Here is a 16,050-nt window from a genome sequence, read left to right as displayed (position 1 = left end):
AAGTGATAGCCCCCGTTATGTTGCCGGTTTAGACCAGTCAACGTGCGGGGGTTTTCTCTTTCCAGCAACGTATGCCGCCGGGGATCAAGCCCCCGCAACATTGCGCCTCACCGGGAAGACCCGGCTTATATCCGATACTACTGCAAACTGTCCCGTCGCTCGCCGCCACCCGCTTACTTTCAGAATTGCGCCCGAAAACGAAAAAGGCCGCAGAGTTTTACCCCTGCGGCCCGGTTCGGGCGCATGTTGCCATTACAGCAGCCATAACGCCCCGTCAGGTTAGAACTTGAAGAAGTGACGAATCAGCGCCACTACCAGTGGGCCGACGATGGAAGTCACCACCGCAAGTGCTAACGCCTCATGGAGCGTCATATAACCGCCTGCGTTGCAATGGCAACGGTTCGCGGCTATCCTGTCTTTGTGAAGAGATGTGGATGCCCTCGTAAGTTGCCAGGTTAAAACCAAACAACGTGCGGGGGCTTTCTCTTTCCAGCAACATATGCCGCCGGGGATCAAGCCCCCGCAACATTGCGCCTCACCGGGAAGGCCCGGCTTACGTCCGATACTACTGCAAACCGTCCCGTCGCTCGCCGCCACCCGCTCACTTTCAGAATTGCGCCCGAGAACGAAAAAGGCCGCAGAGTTTTACCCCTGCGGCCCGGTTCGGGCGCATGTTGCCATTACAGCAGCCACAACGCCCCGTCAGGTTAGAACTTGAAGAAATAACGAACCAGCGCGACCACAATTGGGCCGACGATGGACGTCACTACCGCAAGTAATAACGCCTCATTGAGCGTCATATAACCGCCTGCATTGCAATGGCAACGGTTCGCGGCTATCCTCTTGTTGTCTAGCAAGTGAATGGCCCTCGTTATGCTGTCGGTTTATACCCGTCAACGTGCGGGGGCTTTCTCTTTCCAGCAACGTATGCCGCCGGGGATCAAGCCCCCGCAACATTGCGCCTCACCGGGAAGACCCGGCTTATGTCCGATACTACTGCAAACCGTCCCGTCGCTCGTCGCCACCCGCTCACTTTCAGAATTGCGCCCGAAAACGAAAAAGGCCGCAGAGTTTTACCCCTGCGGCCCTGATACTGCGTCTATAGCAAGTTAGAGGCTTTTTTCCGGATTTTCATCCTGATCGACGGCGAAACACGCCACCAGCTGACCGCCATAATCTTTCAACTGCGGCTGGAGCTGTGTACATGGCCCAAATCGGCGGCGGCAGCGGGCGTTAAACGCGCAGCCCGGCGGCGGGTTAAGCGGGCTTGGCAGCTCGCCGGTGAGTTTAATGCGCTCACGACGTTCGTCCGGATTCAGACGCGGCGTTGCCGACAACAGCGCCTGGGTGTACGGGTGCTGTGGATTATTGAAGATCTGATCCTTACTCCCCTTCTCCACGCAGCGGCCCAGGTACATCACCATGACTTCATCAGCAATATGCTCTACCACCGACAGGTCGTGGGAGATAAAAACATAGGACAGCCCCAGATCCTGCTGCAAATCCATCATCAGGTTCAGCACCTGCGCGCGCACGGAAACGTCGAGTGCGGACACCGGTTCATCGGCAATCACCACATCCGGATCCAGCATCAGACCGCGGGCGATAGCAATACGCTGGCGCTGACCGCCGGAGAACATATGCGGATAGCGATCGTAGTGCTCGGTTTTCAGACCCACCTTCGCCATCATCGCCAGCGCTTTTTCACGACGCTGCTCTTTGCTGAGCGGGGTGTTAATCAACAGCGGCTCTTCCAGAATCTGTCCCACTTTTTTACGCGGGTTCAGGGAACCGTACGGATTCTGGAACACAATCTGGATCTTCTGCCGGCGCAGCTTTTGCGCATGCGGGTCGTGCTTGAGCAAGTCCTGCCCCTGGTAATACAGCTCACCGCCGGTCGGCACTTCAATCATCGTTAACAGGCGACCCAGAGTGGATTTACCACAGCCGGATTCCCCCACCACCGCCAGCGTTTTACCGCGTTCGAGGGTAAAGGAGACGCCGTCCAGCGCCTTCACCAGCCGTTCCGGGGCAAACATGCCCTTCTTCACCGGGTAGTGTTTTTTCAAGTCAATGGCTTGCAGCAGCGGCTGCTGCGAGGTGGCCTCGTGCGTACTCATAGTGTGGGCCTCCCGGCATCATCGAGTGGATAGTGACATTTCGACTGGCGAGCACCGTCAACGGTGTTCAGCTCAGGCTCTACGCTGCGGCATTTTTCCGTGGCATACGGGCAGCGCGGGTTGAGCAGACAGCCATTCGGGCGGTCGTACTTACCCGGCACCACGCCCGGCAGGGAAGCCAGACGCGCTTTGTCCTGAGCAAACTCCGGCAGCGCGCGCAGCAAGGCCTGAGTATACGGATGGCGCGGCGCGCGGAAGATATCGCTGGCGGCGCCCGTCTCCACCACCTGACCGGCATACATGACGATAATTTTGTGCGCCGCTTCGGCCACCAGCGCCAGATCGTGAGTAATCAGGATCAGCGCCATATTCTCTTTTTGCTGCAATTCAAGCAGCAGCTCGATGATCTGCGCCTGGATGGTGACGTCCAGCGCGGTCGTCGGTTCATCGGCAATCAGCAGCTTCGGACGGCAGGCGATCGCCATCGCGATCATCACGCGCTGGCTCATCCCACCGGAAAGCTGGTGCGGATAAACATCCAGACGCGAGGCCGGATCCGGAATACCGACCTGGTTGAGCAGATCAATCGCCCGCTGGCGACGCGTTTTCTTATTGCCGCCCTGATGAACTTTAATCGCTTCCATAATCTGGAAACCGACGGTGTAGCACGGGTTCAGGCTGGTCATCGGATCCTGGAAGATCATCGCCACTTCGGCACCGACCAGGTTACGACGCTCCTTCTCAGAGATTCGTTTCAGATCCTGGCCGTTGAACTGCAGGCTTTCCGCCATTACGCGGCCCGGGTAATCAATCAACCCCATAATCGCCAGCGAGCTGACCGATTTACCGGAGCCGGACTCACCGACGATACCGACCACTTCCCCCTGGCTCACGCTATAGCTCACGCGATCCACGGCCTTAAACGGTGTGCCTTCATCGCCGAAGTGCACCGATAATTTATCTACATTTAATAACGCCATCTCGAACCTCTTACTGCTTCAGTTTGGGATCGAGCGCGTCACGCAGACCGTCACCCATCAGGTTAAATGCCAGCACCGTCAGCAGGATTGCCAGCCCCGGGAAGGTCACGACCCACCAGGCGCTTTGCGCAAACTGCAGAACGTCAGAGAGCATGGTGCCCCATTCCGGCGTAGGCGGCTGTGCGCCCATCCCCAGGAAGCCGAGGGCAGCCATATCGAGAATGGCGTTAGAGAAACCGAGCGAGGCCTGAACAATCAGCGGCGCAAGGCAGTTCGGGAAAATATTGACGAACATCTGGCGCATTGCGCCAGCGCCCGCGACGCGTGAGGCCGTAACGTAGTCGCGGTTCACTTCCACCAGCACGGCAGCACGGGTTAAGCGAACGTAGTGCGGCAGGGCCACAAACGTCAACGCCAGCGCGGCGTTGCCAATTGATGGGCCGAAGATGGCCACCAGCACCAGTGCCAGCAGCAGGCTTGGCAGCGCCAGCATGATGTCGACGACGCGCATAATGATGTTATCGACCAGCCCGCCGAAATAACCGGCAACCAGCCCAAGAACCACCCCCATGATCAGCGACAGGACAACCACCAGGCACCCGACCAGCAGCGACAGGCGCGCGCCGTACATCAGCCGCGACAGTACGTCACGCCCCACATCATCGGTACCAAATAAGTGTGCCCACGAGCCGCCCTCCTGCCATGCAGGTGGCGCTAGCAGCGTATCGCGGAACTGATCCGCCGGGTTATACGGCGCAATCCAGTTGGCGAAAATGGCAATAAACAGCACGATGACCACGTACACCAGGCCAACGACCGCGCCCTTATTGCGTTTAAAGTAGTGCCAGAATTCCTGTAACGGGGTCATCGGCACCGGTGCTTTATTCTCAGTAACTTGTGACATGACGGCCCCTTACTTCTTATGACGAATGCGCGGGTTCACCACGCCGTACAGCAGGTCTACCAGCAGGTTGACGAGAATAATCATCGTCGCCACCAGCAGCACGCCGCCCTGCACTACCGGATAGTCACGGCGCTGCAAGGCATCAATCAGCCAGCGACCCAGACCCGGCCAGGAGAAGATGGTTTCCGTCAAAATTGCGCCTGCCAGCAGCGTGCCGACCTGCAGACCGATAACGGTGACAACCGGCAGCATGGCATTGCGCAGCGCGTGGACGATAATCACACGCATGCGGGTCAGCCCTTTGGCGCGCGCGGTACGGATGTAGTCTTCGCCCAGCACTTCCAGCATCGAGGAGCGCGTCATACGCACGATCACCGCCAGCGGAATGGTCCCCAGCACGATGGCGGGCAGAATCATATGCGCCAGCGCGTCGATAAAGTTGCCCTCTTCCCCCCAGATGGCGGTATCAATCAGCATAAAGCCGGTCAAAGGGTTTGAGTCGTCGAGAAACACCATGTCACTCACGCGCCCGGATACCGGCGTCAGGTTCCAGTGAACCGACACCAGCATAATCAGCATCATGCCCCACCAGAAAATCGGCATGGAATAGCCGGTCAGCGCAAGGCCAACGGCGGTGTGATCGAAGATAGAACCGCGTTTAACCGCAGCCAGTACGCCCACCGGAATCCCCACGGCGACGGCGAAAATCATGGCGCAAATACCGAGTTCCAGCGTCGCTTTAAAGCGCGGCACGAACTCATCCCACACCGGGAGTCGGCTCTTTAATGAAATGCCTAAGTCACCGTGCAGTACGCCCCAGATATAGTGGAGGTACTGTTGCCACATCGGCTTATCCAGGCCGAGTTCGGCCAGAAGCTGGGCATGGCGCTCAGGGGAAATACCACGCTCGCCGGCCATAATCATCACCGGATCGCCGGGGATCATATGCACGAAGGCAAACGTAAGGAGGGTGATACCGATAAACGTTGGGATCACCAGACCCAACCGTTTGAGGATGAACTGCAACATAACCCTGATTCTCTCTAATGACGTCCCGCCTGGTCACAGGCCGTCTGTATTGCTCACAAATCTGCCGCCCTCGCCAAACGCGAGAGGCGCAGATACGGCGCGGCTTCCCACCCCAAGGGGGGCAGGAAGCATGCGCTGCCTGTTAAGGCGTCGTCTTTATTATTCGATAGATACGTTGTCGAAGTGGTGCTTACCTAACGGGTCAACCACATAGCCTTTGACTTCTTTACGCACCGGCTCGTATACGGTGGAGTGTGCAATGATCAGCGCCGGAGCCTGATCGTGCATCACCACCTGCGCCTGCTTGTACAGTTCAACGCGTTTCTCGTGGTTATCGGTCGCACGTGCCGGCTGAATCAGGTCTTCAAACGGCTTGTAGCACCAGCGAGAGTAGTTAGAGCCGTCTTTCGCCGCCGCGCAGCTGAACAGCGTCGCGAAGAAGTTATCCGGATCCCCGTTGTCGCCGGTCCAGCCCATCATCACGGCCTGGTGTTCGCCCGCTTTCGCGCGCTTGAGGTATTCGCCCCACTCGTAGGTGACGATTTTGGCCTGCACGCCGATCTTCGCCCAGTCAGCCTGAATCATCTCCGCCATACGGCGCGCGTTCGGGTTGTACGGACGCTGTACCGGCATCGCCCACAGCTCAACGGTGAAGCCTTTATCCTGACCCGCTTCTTTCAGCAGCGCCTTGGCTTTTTCCGGATCGTAGCTGTAGTCTTTGACGTCGTCGTTATAGCCCCACATGGTTGGCGGGATCAGGTTTTTCGCGGCTACGCCAGCGCCCTGATAAACGGCCTTGATGATCGCTTCTTTGTTGACCGCGTAGGTCAGCGCCTGGCGCACTTTCACGTCATCAAACGGTTTTTTCTCGGTGTTGAAGGAGAGGTAACCCACGTTCAGGCCAGCCTGTTCCATCAGGTTGATGCTCTTGTCTTCTTTCATGCGCGCGATGTCGGCCGGGTTCGGGTACGGCATCACCTGGCACTCGTTCTTCTGCAGCTTGGCATAACGCACGGACGCGTCAGGCGTGATGGAGAAGACCAGACGGTCGATCTGCGGCTTGGTGCCCCAGTAGCCCGGGAACGCTTTGTACAGAATACGCGAGTCTTTCTGGTATTGCTGCAGCTGGAATGGACCGGTACCGATTGGGTTCAGGTCAACTTTCTCCGGCGTGCCGGCTTTCAGCATGTTGTCAGCATATTCTTTGGACAGAATAGACGCGAAGTCCATCGCCAGGTCAGCCAGGAACGGCGCTTCCGGGCGAGTCAGCACGAACTGGACGGTGTTATCGTCGACTTTTTTCACTTCGCTAATCAGGTCTTGCAGGCCCATACCTTCGAAGTATTCATAGCTGCCGCCAGAGACTTTGTGGTACGGGTTTTGTGCGTTTTTCTGACGGTCGAAGGAGAAGACGATATCGTCGGCGTTCATATCACGCGTCGGTTTAAAGTCTTTATTGTCCTGCCACTTCACGCCCTGACGCAGGTGGAAGGTATAGGTTTTGCCGTCCGGGCTGATGTCCCATTTCTCAGCCAGACCCGGGACGATTTCCGTGGTACCGGTTTTGAATTCAACCAGACGGTTATAAATAGGTACGGAGCTGGCATCATAGGTGGTACCAGACGTAAAGAGCTGTGGGTTAAAGCCTTCCGGCGAGCCTTCTGAACAATAAACCAGGGTTTTGGCCTGTACGCTGGCAGCAACGGTCATCGCGACCAGGCTGAGGCCCAGCTTCAGCATCCCTGACTTCTTCAAGGAAATACTCATTATTCTGCTCCAATGTGATATGTGTTGTTTTTACCCTTTGCATTGGGTTACACCGCCTGGCCTTATTTATTTTTTACCCGGCTTGGTCGATGCGTAGTAGAGGCGGGATTCCTTTCACTGGAACATCTGAGTTGCAGCGCGGATTCTCCATGAAATGCCCCTCATGCCCTACAATCTGTCAACAGAATGTGAAAACGTCAATACAGTTAACCGGGATTTGTATTGAAGGTGAGAATGGATGGGCAAAGATTAAAAAAACCCCGAAGCGCTATTTTCAGCAGAGAAATTTATGCTATGGGCGATAAGGCAGAGTTATCCACTTAATAATTTGCAACATTCAGTGATTAACAATTAGCCATAATGAGAAAAATTTCTTTCGATATGCTGATTATCTGAGCGATTAATGCCGCGAACGTTAAAACGCACAGGTGAAAATGCTGAGGTTACCCATAAGCAGCGTAAAAAAAGATCCCGCTATGCATATAAAAATACAATGGAATATGTCACAGAATTGTGAACAAACAGGTTAAGAGTTTGCGGCGAAGAGCGGGCCGAATGGGAGGTTGTTGCCGGATGGCGGCATGAATGCCTTATCCGGCCTACAGACTACAGATGCAAAAAAGCCGCTCATTGAGCGGCTTTTTCTAATTTGGTCGGTGATAGAGGATAACTCGCCACTTCGTGGCTCGCCCTGCGGGCCGTTGCTGACGCAACGTTCTCTCGCTGCGCTTGGGTCGAACCTCTTACCCCCGGAGATTCTCATCCTCTATCCGGGCTACAGATGCAAAAAAGCCGCTCATTGAGCGGCTTTTTCTAATTTGGTCGGTGATAGAGGATTCGAACCTCCGACCCCTTCGTCCCGAACGAAGTGCGCTACCAGGCTGCGCCAATCACCGAATGCGGCGCATCTTACTGCTGCGCCCCGCCCTCGTCAATCCCTTATTTTACAAAAGCCCTTCGTTCGGCCAGAAAGCCATCACTGCGCCGCTTTTTTCGCCTCGGGGACATGACACCAGTTATTACGCTCGTTGATACCGCCATCCGGGGAAGTGTACCCCAGACAGCCCATGATAGTGTCATAAAGCTCAACGTGGCGCTTCGGCTGTTTCATTGCCGCCTGCTGTTGCAGGTAAGCGAATGACTTCGCATGGTCCGGGTTTTCCAGATACTTATCAGACATCCAGACCAGCATCGGGACACGGAACTGCTCCGGCGGAGCCATCTTACGCGGCGTACCGTGCAGACGCTCGTGGTTGTTAATCGACTCGCCGTGGTCTGCGGCATAGAAGACGATCGCCTTCTTATCGCGCAGCTGATCGAATATGTTCACCAGGAAATGGTCAACGTAAGTGATCGAGTTATCGTACGAGTTAATCAGCTCCGCTTTGCTGCACTTATCGTCCACGTTCACGCACTCCGGCGTCCACTTCGCAAAGCTGCGCGGGTAGCGCTGGGTGTAGTTAAAGTGCGACCCCTTCGTGTGGATAATAATCAGATGGTTACCATCAACGCCGGTGCGCGCCAGCACGTTTTTCATTTCGTCCGCCAGCAGCATGTCATCCACTGCCTTACCACGGTTACGCGGTTCGGCACCGATTTGCTCACGGTAGGCGATGTTATTCGCCATGGTGTTGCTGTAGAACCACAGCTCGCTCTGCATGGCCAGGAGATCGCCGGTAAAGCCTAGCTGATGGAGTACTGCAAACACGTTCTGCTCTTTCAGCGTCCGCTGCGGGTTATCGCTGGCCCCGCCCTGACGGACGAACATACAGCGCAACGAGAGCTTGGTAGCGGTGTCGCAGGAGTAGCCGCGGAACGCCACCAGATTTTTTTCCTTTGCCAGCCCCGGCGTGGTATCTCGCCCATAGCCAAACAGGCTCATATGATCCCAACGGGTCGTTTCGCCGATGACAAACACCAGATAGGTGTCATCAATATCTTTCGGCGCAAGATAGGTAAACTTTTTCGCCGGATCGATAAGCTCGTTAGTATCAAGGGACTCATCGACCTGCGTCCAGCCGTACAGGCTCAGCGCAGAAACCCAGTTGCTCGGCAGATAAGAGTTAGCCAGTACGCCGCCATAGCTCGGCATATCCACCTGTGACAGCCGCTCAGTATCTTTCAGATGCGACTCCATCAAGCGAATAGGGCCCCATACCAGCAGTGCCGTCACCAGCACAATACCGACGCCGCGTAAACGCTGCCCCCGCGTCATAAGCTGATGGAGCAGCGTGTCACGCACCTGGTTAAACCAAATAAACACCAGCGGTACGATGCTGGTCAGCACCAGCCAGGAAATAAAATGCCAGCCCACCACCTCTTTGGAAAGATCGATATCGGTGGTCATAACCGAAGCAATAATGCCATAGCCAATCACGACATTAAGGTTGGTCATGTAGTAGCTGGCACCGGAGGAGATTAGCACAACGGCCGTTGCCAGCACTTTCCACATCCGGCGTCCACCGAGCGACAGCAGGCGCAGTAAAAAGAACGTCACCAGCAGCGTGCCGACCAGCTCAATGACGATAGAAATCCCTTTCTCGACATTAAAGTCCGCAAGGTAGCCGCCAAAACGGCGAACCAACACGGAATAGTTCATAAACCAGCCGATGTACACTGCCAGCAGAAGGCTCAGCTTCTGCTGGGACATCGCTTTGATATATCTCATTCGAAAAACCCTGGAAAAAGGGGAAAAAAAACCAGTTACAAATCACAGAATTAGTAAGCCAGTTAATAATATGCGTCATACCCACCGGGCCGCATTTGCAAGCGCGCTAAGTAGACAACAGGAAAGGGGAAAAGTATTCGCTACGAATGTGATCAGGCCAAATATTTACAAAAATATTTGGCCTGAATCATTTTATTGAGGAGGGCAATACGATTAGGCGTGGGCCTGATGCAACATTTCGGTTCGCGGCTGACGAATGGTGGTGGACAGCGCCAACGAGATAATCAGCAGCGCGAAAATCACGCAGAAGGTCACGTAGAAGCCGCCGAACAGGGAAGCAATCAGCGAACCGCAGATGCTGCCGATACCGAAGCCTAAGTAAATCACGCCGTAGTTTTTCGCCAGATTGTTCAGGCCGAAGAACTCGCTCACCAGCGATGGGAATACGGTGATAGTCCCGCCGAAGTTAAAGGCGACACAGGCGATAGCGGCGAAGAAAGTCACATCATTGAGCGGAGCGAATAGCAGCGCCGCCATGCCCACCAGCGAGATAACCTGACCGATAGTAATCACGCGAATTCGTGCGATTTTATCGGACAGGATACCCAGCACCAGACGACCGCTGAGGTTAGCAATGGAGATGACGGTGACAGCATTTGCCGCAGTCGCCAAATCCAGATGAACCATGCCCTGAGCAATATCTTTCGCTACGCCAATGACATACAGGCCGCTCATGCAGGCGGTCAGGAACATAACTGCCAGCATCCAGTACTGTGGTTTACGCATGGACTCAGCCAGCGTAAAGTCGTTCGCCACCACGCCATTGCTGCTTTTCACTTCCTGATTTGGCGCATCTTTCATCAGCATCGCGCCGAAGACAATCATCACCAGCACAATCGCGCCCCAAATCATAAAGGTATTTTCCAGGCCGACGGTTGCCAGCAGGTGGCTATCGATAAATTTAAATCCGAGGCTACCCAGGCCATACGCACCGATAGCAAAGGCGGAAATTAACCCTTTACGTTCCGGGAACCATTTCACGCAGTTGGAGAGCGTGAGCAGATAACCTGCACCGTCCGCCAGGCCAACAATGATCCCTGCGCTGAGCCACAGCATCATCAAGCTGTTCGCATGGGCAGTCAGGAAGAAGCCCACGCCTAACAGGATGCCGGAAGCAATGGTGACATTCTTCACGCCAAAGCGTTCTTGCAGTTTACCGGCAACGGAAGAGGACAGCGCCAGACCCAGGCTTAGCAAACCGAAAGAAAATGCCACCTGGCTGACCGACGCGTCCAGCTTGCTGGACAACGCGCTGTTAAACAGGCTCCAGGTATAAACGGAACCTAAGGCAAACTGAGTAATAATGGTGCCGAGCAATGTCAGCCAGCGGGTGTGATTTTGGGTTGCAGCGTTCATGATGAAGATGCCTTCTTGAATTAACTGCTGCTAACGATAACGAAGTTAGCATTTTCGCAGGTCCAAAAAGGCATGAAATGCATTCAGAGCGGAATAAAATGCATCAGCAGCGGAATGAATGACATTGAAAAAACAATTACTCCACTGAATATATCGCGTGTTTAAAAGCGCGCGCTAACGCCCATGGTATAAAGATAATTCGCCCCCGCCGCCATATTGTCCGCCTGCGACAACGCCGCATAGGCCGCCAGATGTGAGTTCAGTAACATGTCGGCCCCGACGGTCACATCAACCCAGTTACCGTCCTGCGTCGTCGTGGGCATCCGATTGAGGCCGGACTGCGCTTTCCACTGATTCTCGCCAAACTGCTGGTTGTAGCTGATCTGGGCCCACGGGCGAATGCCCAGCCACGGGTGCGAATCAACGCGCCACCCGAGCGTACTGACGCTCGCATGCCAGAGCGGATCGGTCTGGCTACCGGCATTCGCCGTATCGCCAAACTCATTCCACATATAGCCCGGCGATCCGTCATAGTGCCACGTCACAACCGGCCCGGTGGTCATGCTCTCGGTCAGCGGAAAATTCCAGCCAACGCTCATGGTTTTGGTCGCATCCAGCGGCGTCGTATCCGGAAGGTTCATATTCAACCCCGCGCCGGTTTGCACGGCTTCAATACGCTCAGCCAGAATGTCATCGTACCGCGGTTGGTGATCGCTATCCCATGTATAGCGCGCCGCAGTATTACTTTTCGCATCAGTCACGATATATTCCTGTTGCCAGGCATTCGCATGTGGTGATAGTAACATCCACACGAAAACCGACGCTGGCGCAGCACATCGCCAAAGGCCATTGCATTTCTTATTATTCATTAAGTGACTCCAGAAAAGAGCCAGTTTTGGCAGTTATTGTTATGTTTTTAGGGATAAAGCGCCCTGTATTAACTATTGTCGCTTTATGAGCGACGTCAAGAGCAGTACAGAGTTTTATTATCAGACATGCGTGAATGACAAAAAGGGAGAAGCACATGCAGCGCTGTGGTTGGGTAAGCCAGGATCCGCTTTATATTGCGTATCACGATAACGAGTGGGGCGTCCCGCAAAGAGACAATCAAAAACTGTTCGAGATGATTTGCCTGGAAGGCCAGCAGGCCGGGCTTTCCTGGATAACCGTGCTGAAAAAGCGCGAAAACTATCGTCGCGCCTTCCACGATTTCGACCCGGTAAAAGTGGCCGCCATGAGCGAAGAGGACGTCGAACGATTGGTACTGGACGCCGGTATCATTCGCCATCGGGGAAAAATTCAGGCCATTATCGGCAACGCGCGCGCCTTCCTGGCGATGGAAGCTCACGGTGAATCCTTTAACGACTTCGTGTGGTCGTTTGTCGATAACGCGCCCATCGTTACTCAGGCGGCGACGCTTGGCGAAATCGCCACCTCAACGCCGGCGTCAGATGCGCTATCAAAAGCGCTGAAAAAACGCGGTTTTAAATTTGTTGGCACCACCATCTGTTATTCCTTTATGCAAGCCTGCGGGCTGGTCAACGATCACGTGACCGTCTGCTTCTGCCATCCTGGAGTTCAGCATGATCAGAAAATGGAACACTGACCAGTTCGATCCCTTGCTCACGCTGTGGCTGGACAGCACCACCTTTGCGCACCCGTTTATCCATACGCAGTACTGGCAGGAGAGTTTAAGCCTTGTGCGCGATACCTACCTTCCCGCAGCCGAAACCTGGGTGTGGGAAGAGGGGCCTCGCTTGCAAGGGTTTATCAGCGTGATGGAGTCGCGTTTTGTCGGCGCGCTGTTCGTTGCCCCGGATGCCATCCATCGGGGAATCGGCCGGGCGCTGCTCGATGTCGTCAAGCAGCGCTTCTCCGACCTCAGTCTTGAGGTGTACCAGAAAAACGGTCGGGCGGTGAATTTCTACCACGCGCAGGGTTTTCGTATTGAAGACAGCGCCTGGCAGGATGAGACCCGACATCCCACGTGGATCATGCGTTGGCAGGCGGATCAAACGCCGTTAGCGTAAGCGCCGGGCCATCATATTTCTCAATCCACGCCAGCGCGGTATTCCCTGCGCAGCCGTTCCCCAGCCGTGAGCTGGGGATGTCTTTCGTCAGCACGTTAACCGCCCCATTCTTACAAATGCCGCCCGCCTCCGGCGCGAAGTCGGGCCACGCCCCTTCGTGCAGGCAGATGACGCCGGGTTTGATGTCTTCACTCACCGCAGCCCCCGCCAGCACCTGGCCACGGGCGTTCCACACGCGCACCAGGTCGCCATCGCGAATCTGCCGCGCCTGCGCATCCTGTGGATGCAGCGTAATCGGCTCGCGCCCGGCCACCGCGTAACGTTCACGCAGGGAAGTATGATTAAGCTGACTGTGCAGGCGGTGCGCCGGATGCGCCGACAACAGCTGTAGCTGCCCAGGCTGCGCGTTACCGTGCCATTCATCCGGTGCCAGCCACATTGGGTGCGGCGGACAGTCGGAGTACTGGAAGCTAGCAATACGCTCAGAGTAAATTTCGATTTTCCCGCTCGGCGTTTTCAGCGGGTTAGCCAGCGGATCGGCGCGGAAATCGCTAAAGCGCACAAAGGCGGCATTCTGCGCGTTTTCCGGCATTTCAATCAGTTCATTATCCTGCCAGAAGCGCTCAAACGACGGCAACGTTACCCCCATGGGTGCACCGCGCTGCCCGGCGATGTTGTAGAACGTTTCCAGCCACTGCAAATCATTCTTGCCTTCGGTAAAGCGCGCCCGGCCGCCCGGTTCCCAGCGCTCGCTCAGTTCGGCAAAAACCTCAAAATCGTCTCGCGCTTCATCACGCGGTGCCACCACACGCTTCATCGGTACCAGATGCTGGTTGCTGTAATCTCCGGTCATGGTCAAATCGTTGCGTTCGAACGAGGTCGTCGCCGGCAGCACGATATCGGCATGTCGGGCCGCCGCCGTCCAGTTGCATTCGGATATCACCACCAGCTCGGGCTTCTGCCAGGCGCGAATCAGCCGGTTGGTATCCTGATGATGGGTAAAGTTAGCGCCGCCCGCCCACCAGACAAAGCGGATATCCGGGAAGTGGCGATCCATGCCGTTATGCTGATACGGCGCGCCGGGGTTTTCCAGCGCCTCGACGATACGCGCCACCGGGATTTTATCGACGGCATCAACGCCGCCTTTCACGGTGCCCTGCATCGATGCCAGCACCGCCGCGCGCCGTGTCGGGTTGCCGCCGTTTGCAAAGTGATAAGAGAGGCCAAAGCCACCGCCCGGCGTACCAATCTGGCCCAGCATGGCGGCGAGCGTCACCAGCATCCAGTGCTTCTGTTCGCCAAACTGCTGGCGCTGCATTCCCCAACCGGACATCAACATCGTGGTATTTTTATGAAAAATATCCGCTAGTTCGCGAATTTTATCCGCGCTAACGCCGCAAATCGCTGCCGCCCACTCGGCGGACTTCGCCTCACCGTCTTTTTGACCCAGCAAATAATCGGCAAACGTCGGGAAACCGGTGGTACACCGCGATAAAAACTCGGCATCGTGCCAGTTATTGGTCAAAAGCGTATGGGCGATGCCCAGCATCAGCGCCACGTCCGTGCCCATATGCGGCGCAATCCACTCCATCGATTCACCGAAAAAGGCGACGGTTTCCGATCGCATCGGATCGATGCAGATCAGGCGTTTACCGCTGTGCCGCAGCTGTTCAAAATAGGGCAGCCCCTGCTCGTCGGAAGCATTCCAGGCAATTTTCAGCGTATTCATTGGGTTGGCGCTCCAAAGCACCACCACATCGGTATGTTCGAGCACCATCGGCCAGCTGGTTTGCTGTTGATAGACCTCATTGCCACCGACCACATGCGGCATGATCGCCTGCGCTGCGCCGGTGGAGTAGTCCCCCAGATGGCCGGTGTAGCCGCCAGCCAGGCTCATATAACGCTGCAGCAGCGTCGCCGCCTTATGCAACACTCCGTTGGAACGCCAGCCGTATGATCCGGCAAAAATCGACGCCGGCCCGTAACTTTCGCGAATACGGCGGTGCTGGCGATCGATCAATGCCAGCGCGTCATCCCAACTGACCCGAACAAACTCATCCTGCCCGCGTATGCCCTGCGGGCTCTCCGGCGAGGCGAGAAAACCCTTACGTACCATCGGATAACGCACGCGGGTTTTGCTGTGCACCTGGTCGCGTACCACGCTTTGCAGCGAGTTGGTAAACGAAGTCTGTAGCGCACCGCGTGAGGCGAGCACCTGCTCGCCGTCGGTGTCGACAAGAATCGGGCCCCAGTGGGCAGCGGTTAAAACGGTATAGGGAGAAGATGGCGTAGACAAATGAGCGCTCCTGCAGGTGGCGTCGGTTATATATTGCGCCGTTCAATGTTACTTACAAATTTCAGAGAGTTCCCAAGAATTTTCGTCTGTTTCGCACGTCATAATGACGCGCCACGGTCGCTGTGGCGAAAAATAAGAACGTCATTAAGGAATTAAGATGAAAAAACGTGTATTTGCGATTGCTGCCATCGTCAGCGGCGCGCTGGCAATCTCAGGCTGTACCACCAACCCTTACACCGGCGAGCGCGAAGCGGGTAAATCCGGCATCGGCGCGGGCATTGGTTCACTGGTCGGCGCAGGCGTCGGCGCCCTTTCGTCGTCGAAGAAAGATCGCGGTAAAGGCGCACTGATTGGCGCGGCAGCAGGCGCTGCGCTCGGCGGCGGCGTGGGTTACTACATGGACGTGCAGGAAGCGAAGCTACGCGAAAAAATGCAGGGGACCGGCGTCAGCGTCACCCGTAACGGTGACAATATCGTGCTGAATATGCCGAACAACGTCACCTTCGACAGCGCTTCCGCCACCCTGAAACCGGCGGGTGCCAACACGCTGGTTGGCGTGGCGATGGTGCTGAAAGAGTACGAGAAAACGGCGGTCAACGTCATCGGCTATACCGACAGCACCGGCAGCCAGCAGCTCAACATGAAGCTGTCTCAGCAGCGCGCCGATTCGGTGGCCAGCTCGCTGATTACCCAGGGCGTAGCCGCTACACGCGTACGCACCTCCGGTATGGGCCCGGCGAACCCTATCGCCAGCAACAGTACCGAAGAGGGTAAAGCGCAGAACCGTCGCGTGGAAATTACCCTAAGCCCGATGCAGTAATGCCATTGCCGGGCGGCCAT

12 protein-coding genes, 1 tRNA gene and 1 other RNA gene are annotated in these 16,050 nt (G+C 55.9%); 3 read left to right on the top strand and 11 right to left on the bottom strand.

The genetic code is table 11. The features are described from left to right. Window positions 1-1,109 precede the first annotated feature (1,109 nt). From dppF to V6942_RS08210, 10 genes are all read right to left on the bottom strand, one after another. The gene (gene dppF, locus V6942_RS08255) at window positions 1,110-2,120 is read right to left on the bottom strand and encodes a dipeptide ABC transporter ATP-binding subunit DppF (RefSeq protein WP_106925023.1); all 1,011 of its coding nucleotides are present in this window, start codon (window positions 2,118-2,120) and stop codon (window positions 1,110-1,112) included. Then, window positions 2,117-3,100, bottom strand: coding sequence for a dipeptide ABC transporter ATP-binding protein (gene dppD / locus V6942_RS08250; RefSeq protein WP_106925022.1), 984 nt, complete (start codon window positions 3,098-3,100; stop codon window positions 2,117-2,119). Before dppD ends, dppF begins: the two co-directional genes overlap by 4 nt. A gap of 10 nt (window positions 3,101-3,110) precedes the next feature. After that, window positions 3,111-4,004, bottom strand: coding sequence for a dipeptide ABC transporter permease DppC (gene dppC / locus V6942_RS08245; RefSeq protein ID WP_106925021.1), 894 nt, complete (start codon window positions 4,002-4,004; stop codon window positions 3,111-3,113). A 9-nt stretch (window positions 4,005-4,013) separates the two neighbouring features. After that, the gene (gene dppB / locus V6942_RS08240) at window positions 4,014-5,033 is read right to left on the bottom strand and encodes a dipeptide ABC transporter permease DppB (RefSeq protein ID WP_064541180.1); all 1,020 of its coding nucleotides are present in this window, start codon (window positions 5,031-5,033) and stop codon (window positions 4,014-4,016) included. 159 nt (window positions 5,034-5,192) lie between these two features. After that, window positions 5,193-6,800 (bottom strand): dipeptide ABC transporter periplasmic-binding protein DppA, encoded by a 1,608-nt coding sequence (gene dppA / locus V6942_RS08235; protein WP_106925020.1) that lies wholly within the window; start codon window positions 6,798-6,800, stop codon window positions 5,193-5,195. 650 nt (window positions 6,801-7,450) lie between these two features. After that, window positions 7,451-7,584, bottom strand: a non-coding RNA gene (locus V6942_RS08230) — RtT sRNA. 35 nt (window positions 7,585-7,619) lie between these two features. After that, a tRNA-Pro gene (locus V6942_RS08225) sits at window positions 7,620-7,696 on the bottom strand. 80 nt (window positions 7,697-7,776) lie between these two features. Beyond that, complete coding sequence (eptB, locus tag V6942_RS08220) at window positions 7,777-9,468, bottom strand: kdo(2)-lipid A phosphoethanolamine 7''-transferase (protein ID WP_333501085.1); 1,692 nt, start codon at window positions 9,466-9,468, stop codon at window positions 7,777-7,779. Between the two features lie 213 nt (window positions 9,469-9,681). Continuing rightward, window positions 9,682-10,884: an MFS transporter gene (locus V6942_RS08215; RefSeq protein ID WP_333501084.1), complete on the bottom strand. Its 1,203-nt coding sequence runs from the start codon at window positions 10,882-10,884 to the stop codon at window positions 9,682-9,684. Window positions 10,885-11,045: 161 nt separating this feature from the next. After that, window positions 11,046-11,753, bottom strand: a complete 708-nt coding sequence (locus tag V6942_RS08210) for an autotransporter outer membrane beta-barrel domain-containing protein (RefSeq protein WP_182929851.1) — start codon at window positions 11,751-11,753, stop codon at window positions 11,046-11,048. A gap of 155 nt (window positions 11,754-11,908) precedes the next feature. Here V6942_RS08210 and tag point away from each other — a divergent pair, with 155 nt between their 5' ends. Further along, the gene (tag, locus tag V6942_RS08205) at window positions 11,909-12,490 is read left to right on the top strand and encodes a DNA-3-methyladenine glycosylase I (protein WP_106925016.1); all 582 of its coding nucleotides are present in this window, start codon (window positions 11,909-11,911) and stop codon (window positions 12,488-12,490) included. Continuing rightward, a complete protein-coding gene (locus V6942_RS08200) occupies window positions 12,468-12,914 on the top strand; it encodes an N-acetyltransferase (protein ID WP_106925015.1) in 447 nt (148 codons plus the stop codon). The genes tag and V6942_RS08200 overlap by 23 nt, the downstream gene beginning before the upstream one ends. Here V6942_RS08200 and V6942_RS08195 read toward each other — a convergent pair. Beyond that, on the bottom strand, window positions 12,877-15,210 hold the full coding sequence (locus V6942_RS08195; protein ID WP_333501083.1) for a molybdopterin guanine dinucleotide-containing S/N-oxide reductase: 2,334 nt from the start codon (window positions 15,208-15,210) through the stop codon (window positions 12,877-12,879). The genes V6942_RS08200 and V6942_RS08195 overlap by 38 nt on opposite strands. A gap of 157 nt (window positions 15,211-15,367) precedes the next feature. Here V6942_RS08195 and V6942_RS08190 point away from each other — a divergent pair, with 157 nt between their 5' ends. Continuing rightward, complete coding sequence (locus V6942_RS08190) at window positions 15,368-16,030, top strand: OmpA family lipoprotein (RefSeq protein ID WP_106925013.1); 663 nt, start codon at window positions 15,368-15,370, stop codon at window positions 16,028-16,030. Window positions 16,031-16,050: the final 20 nt, after the last annotated feature.

The organism is Kluyvera genomosp. 2 (genome assembly GCF_036759865.1).
In the GTDB taxonomy this organism is placed as follows: domain Bacteria; phylum Pseudomonadota; class Gammaproteobacteria; order Enterobacterales; family Enterobacteriaceae; genus Kluyvera; species Kluyvera ascorbata_B.
Note: the sequence above shows the minus strand (reverse complement) of the source record. Positions and strands in the feature narration are given on the sequence as shown.

Coding starts and splice junctions, on each gene's coding strand:
- tag (WP_106925016.1), top strand. CDS start 11,909: ATGCAGCGCTGTGGTTGGGTAAGCCAGGATCCGCTTTATATTGCGTAT.
- V6942_RS08200 (WP_106925015.1), top strand. CDS start 12,468: ATGATCAGAAAATGGAACACTGACCAGTTCGATCCCTTGCTCACGCTG.
- V6942_RS08210 (WP_182929851.1), bottom strand. CDS start 11,753: ATGAATAATAAGAAATGCAATGGCCTTTGGCGATGTGCTGCGCCAGCG.
- dppA (WP_106925020.1), bottom strand. CDS start 6,800: ATGAGTATTTCCTTGAAGAAGTCAGGGATGCTGAAGCTGGGCCTCAGC.
- V6942_RS08190 (WP_106925013.1), top strand. CDS start 15,368: ATGAAAAAACGTGTATTTGCGATTGCTGCCATCGTCAGCGGCGCGCTG.
- dppF (WP_106925023.1), bottom strand. CDS start 2,120: ATGAGTACGCACGAGGCCACCTCGCAGCAGCCGCTGCTGCAAGCCATT.
- eptB (WP_333501085.1), bottom strand. CDS start 9,468: ATGAGATATATCAAAGCGATGTCCCAGCAGAAGCTGAGCCTTCTGCTG.
- dppB (WP_064541180.1), bottom strand. CDS start 5,033: ATGTTGCAGTTCATCCTCAAACGGTTGGGTCTGGTGATCCCAACGTTT.
- dppC (WP_106925021.1), bottom strand. CDS start 4,004: ATGTCACAAGTTACTGAGAATAAAGCACCGGTGCCGATGACCCCGTTA.
- dppD (WP_106925022.1), bottom strand. CDS start 3,100: ATGGCGTTATTAAATGTAGATAAATTATCGGTGCACTTCGGCGATGAA.
- V6942_RS08215 (WP_333501084.1), bottom strand. CDS start 10,884: ATGAACGCTGCAACCCAAAATCACACCCGCTGGCTGACATTGCTCGGC.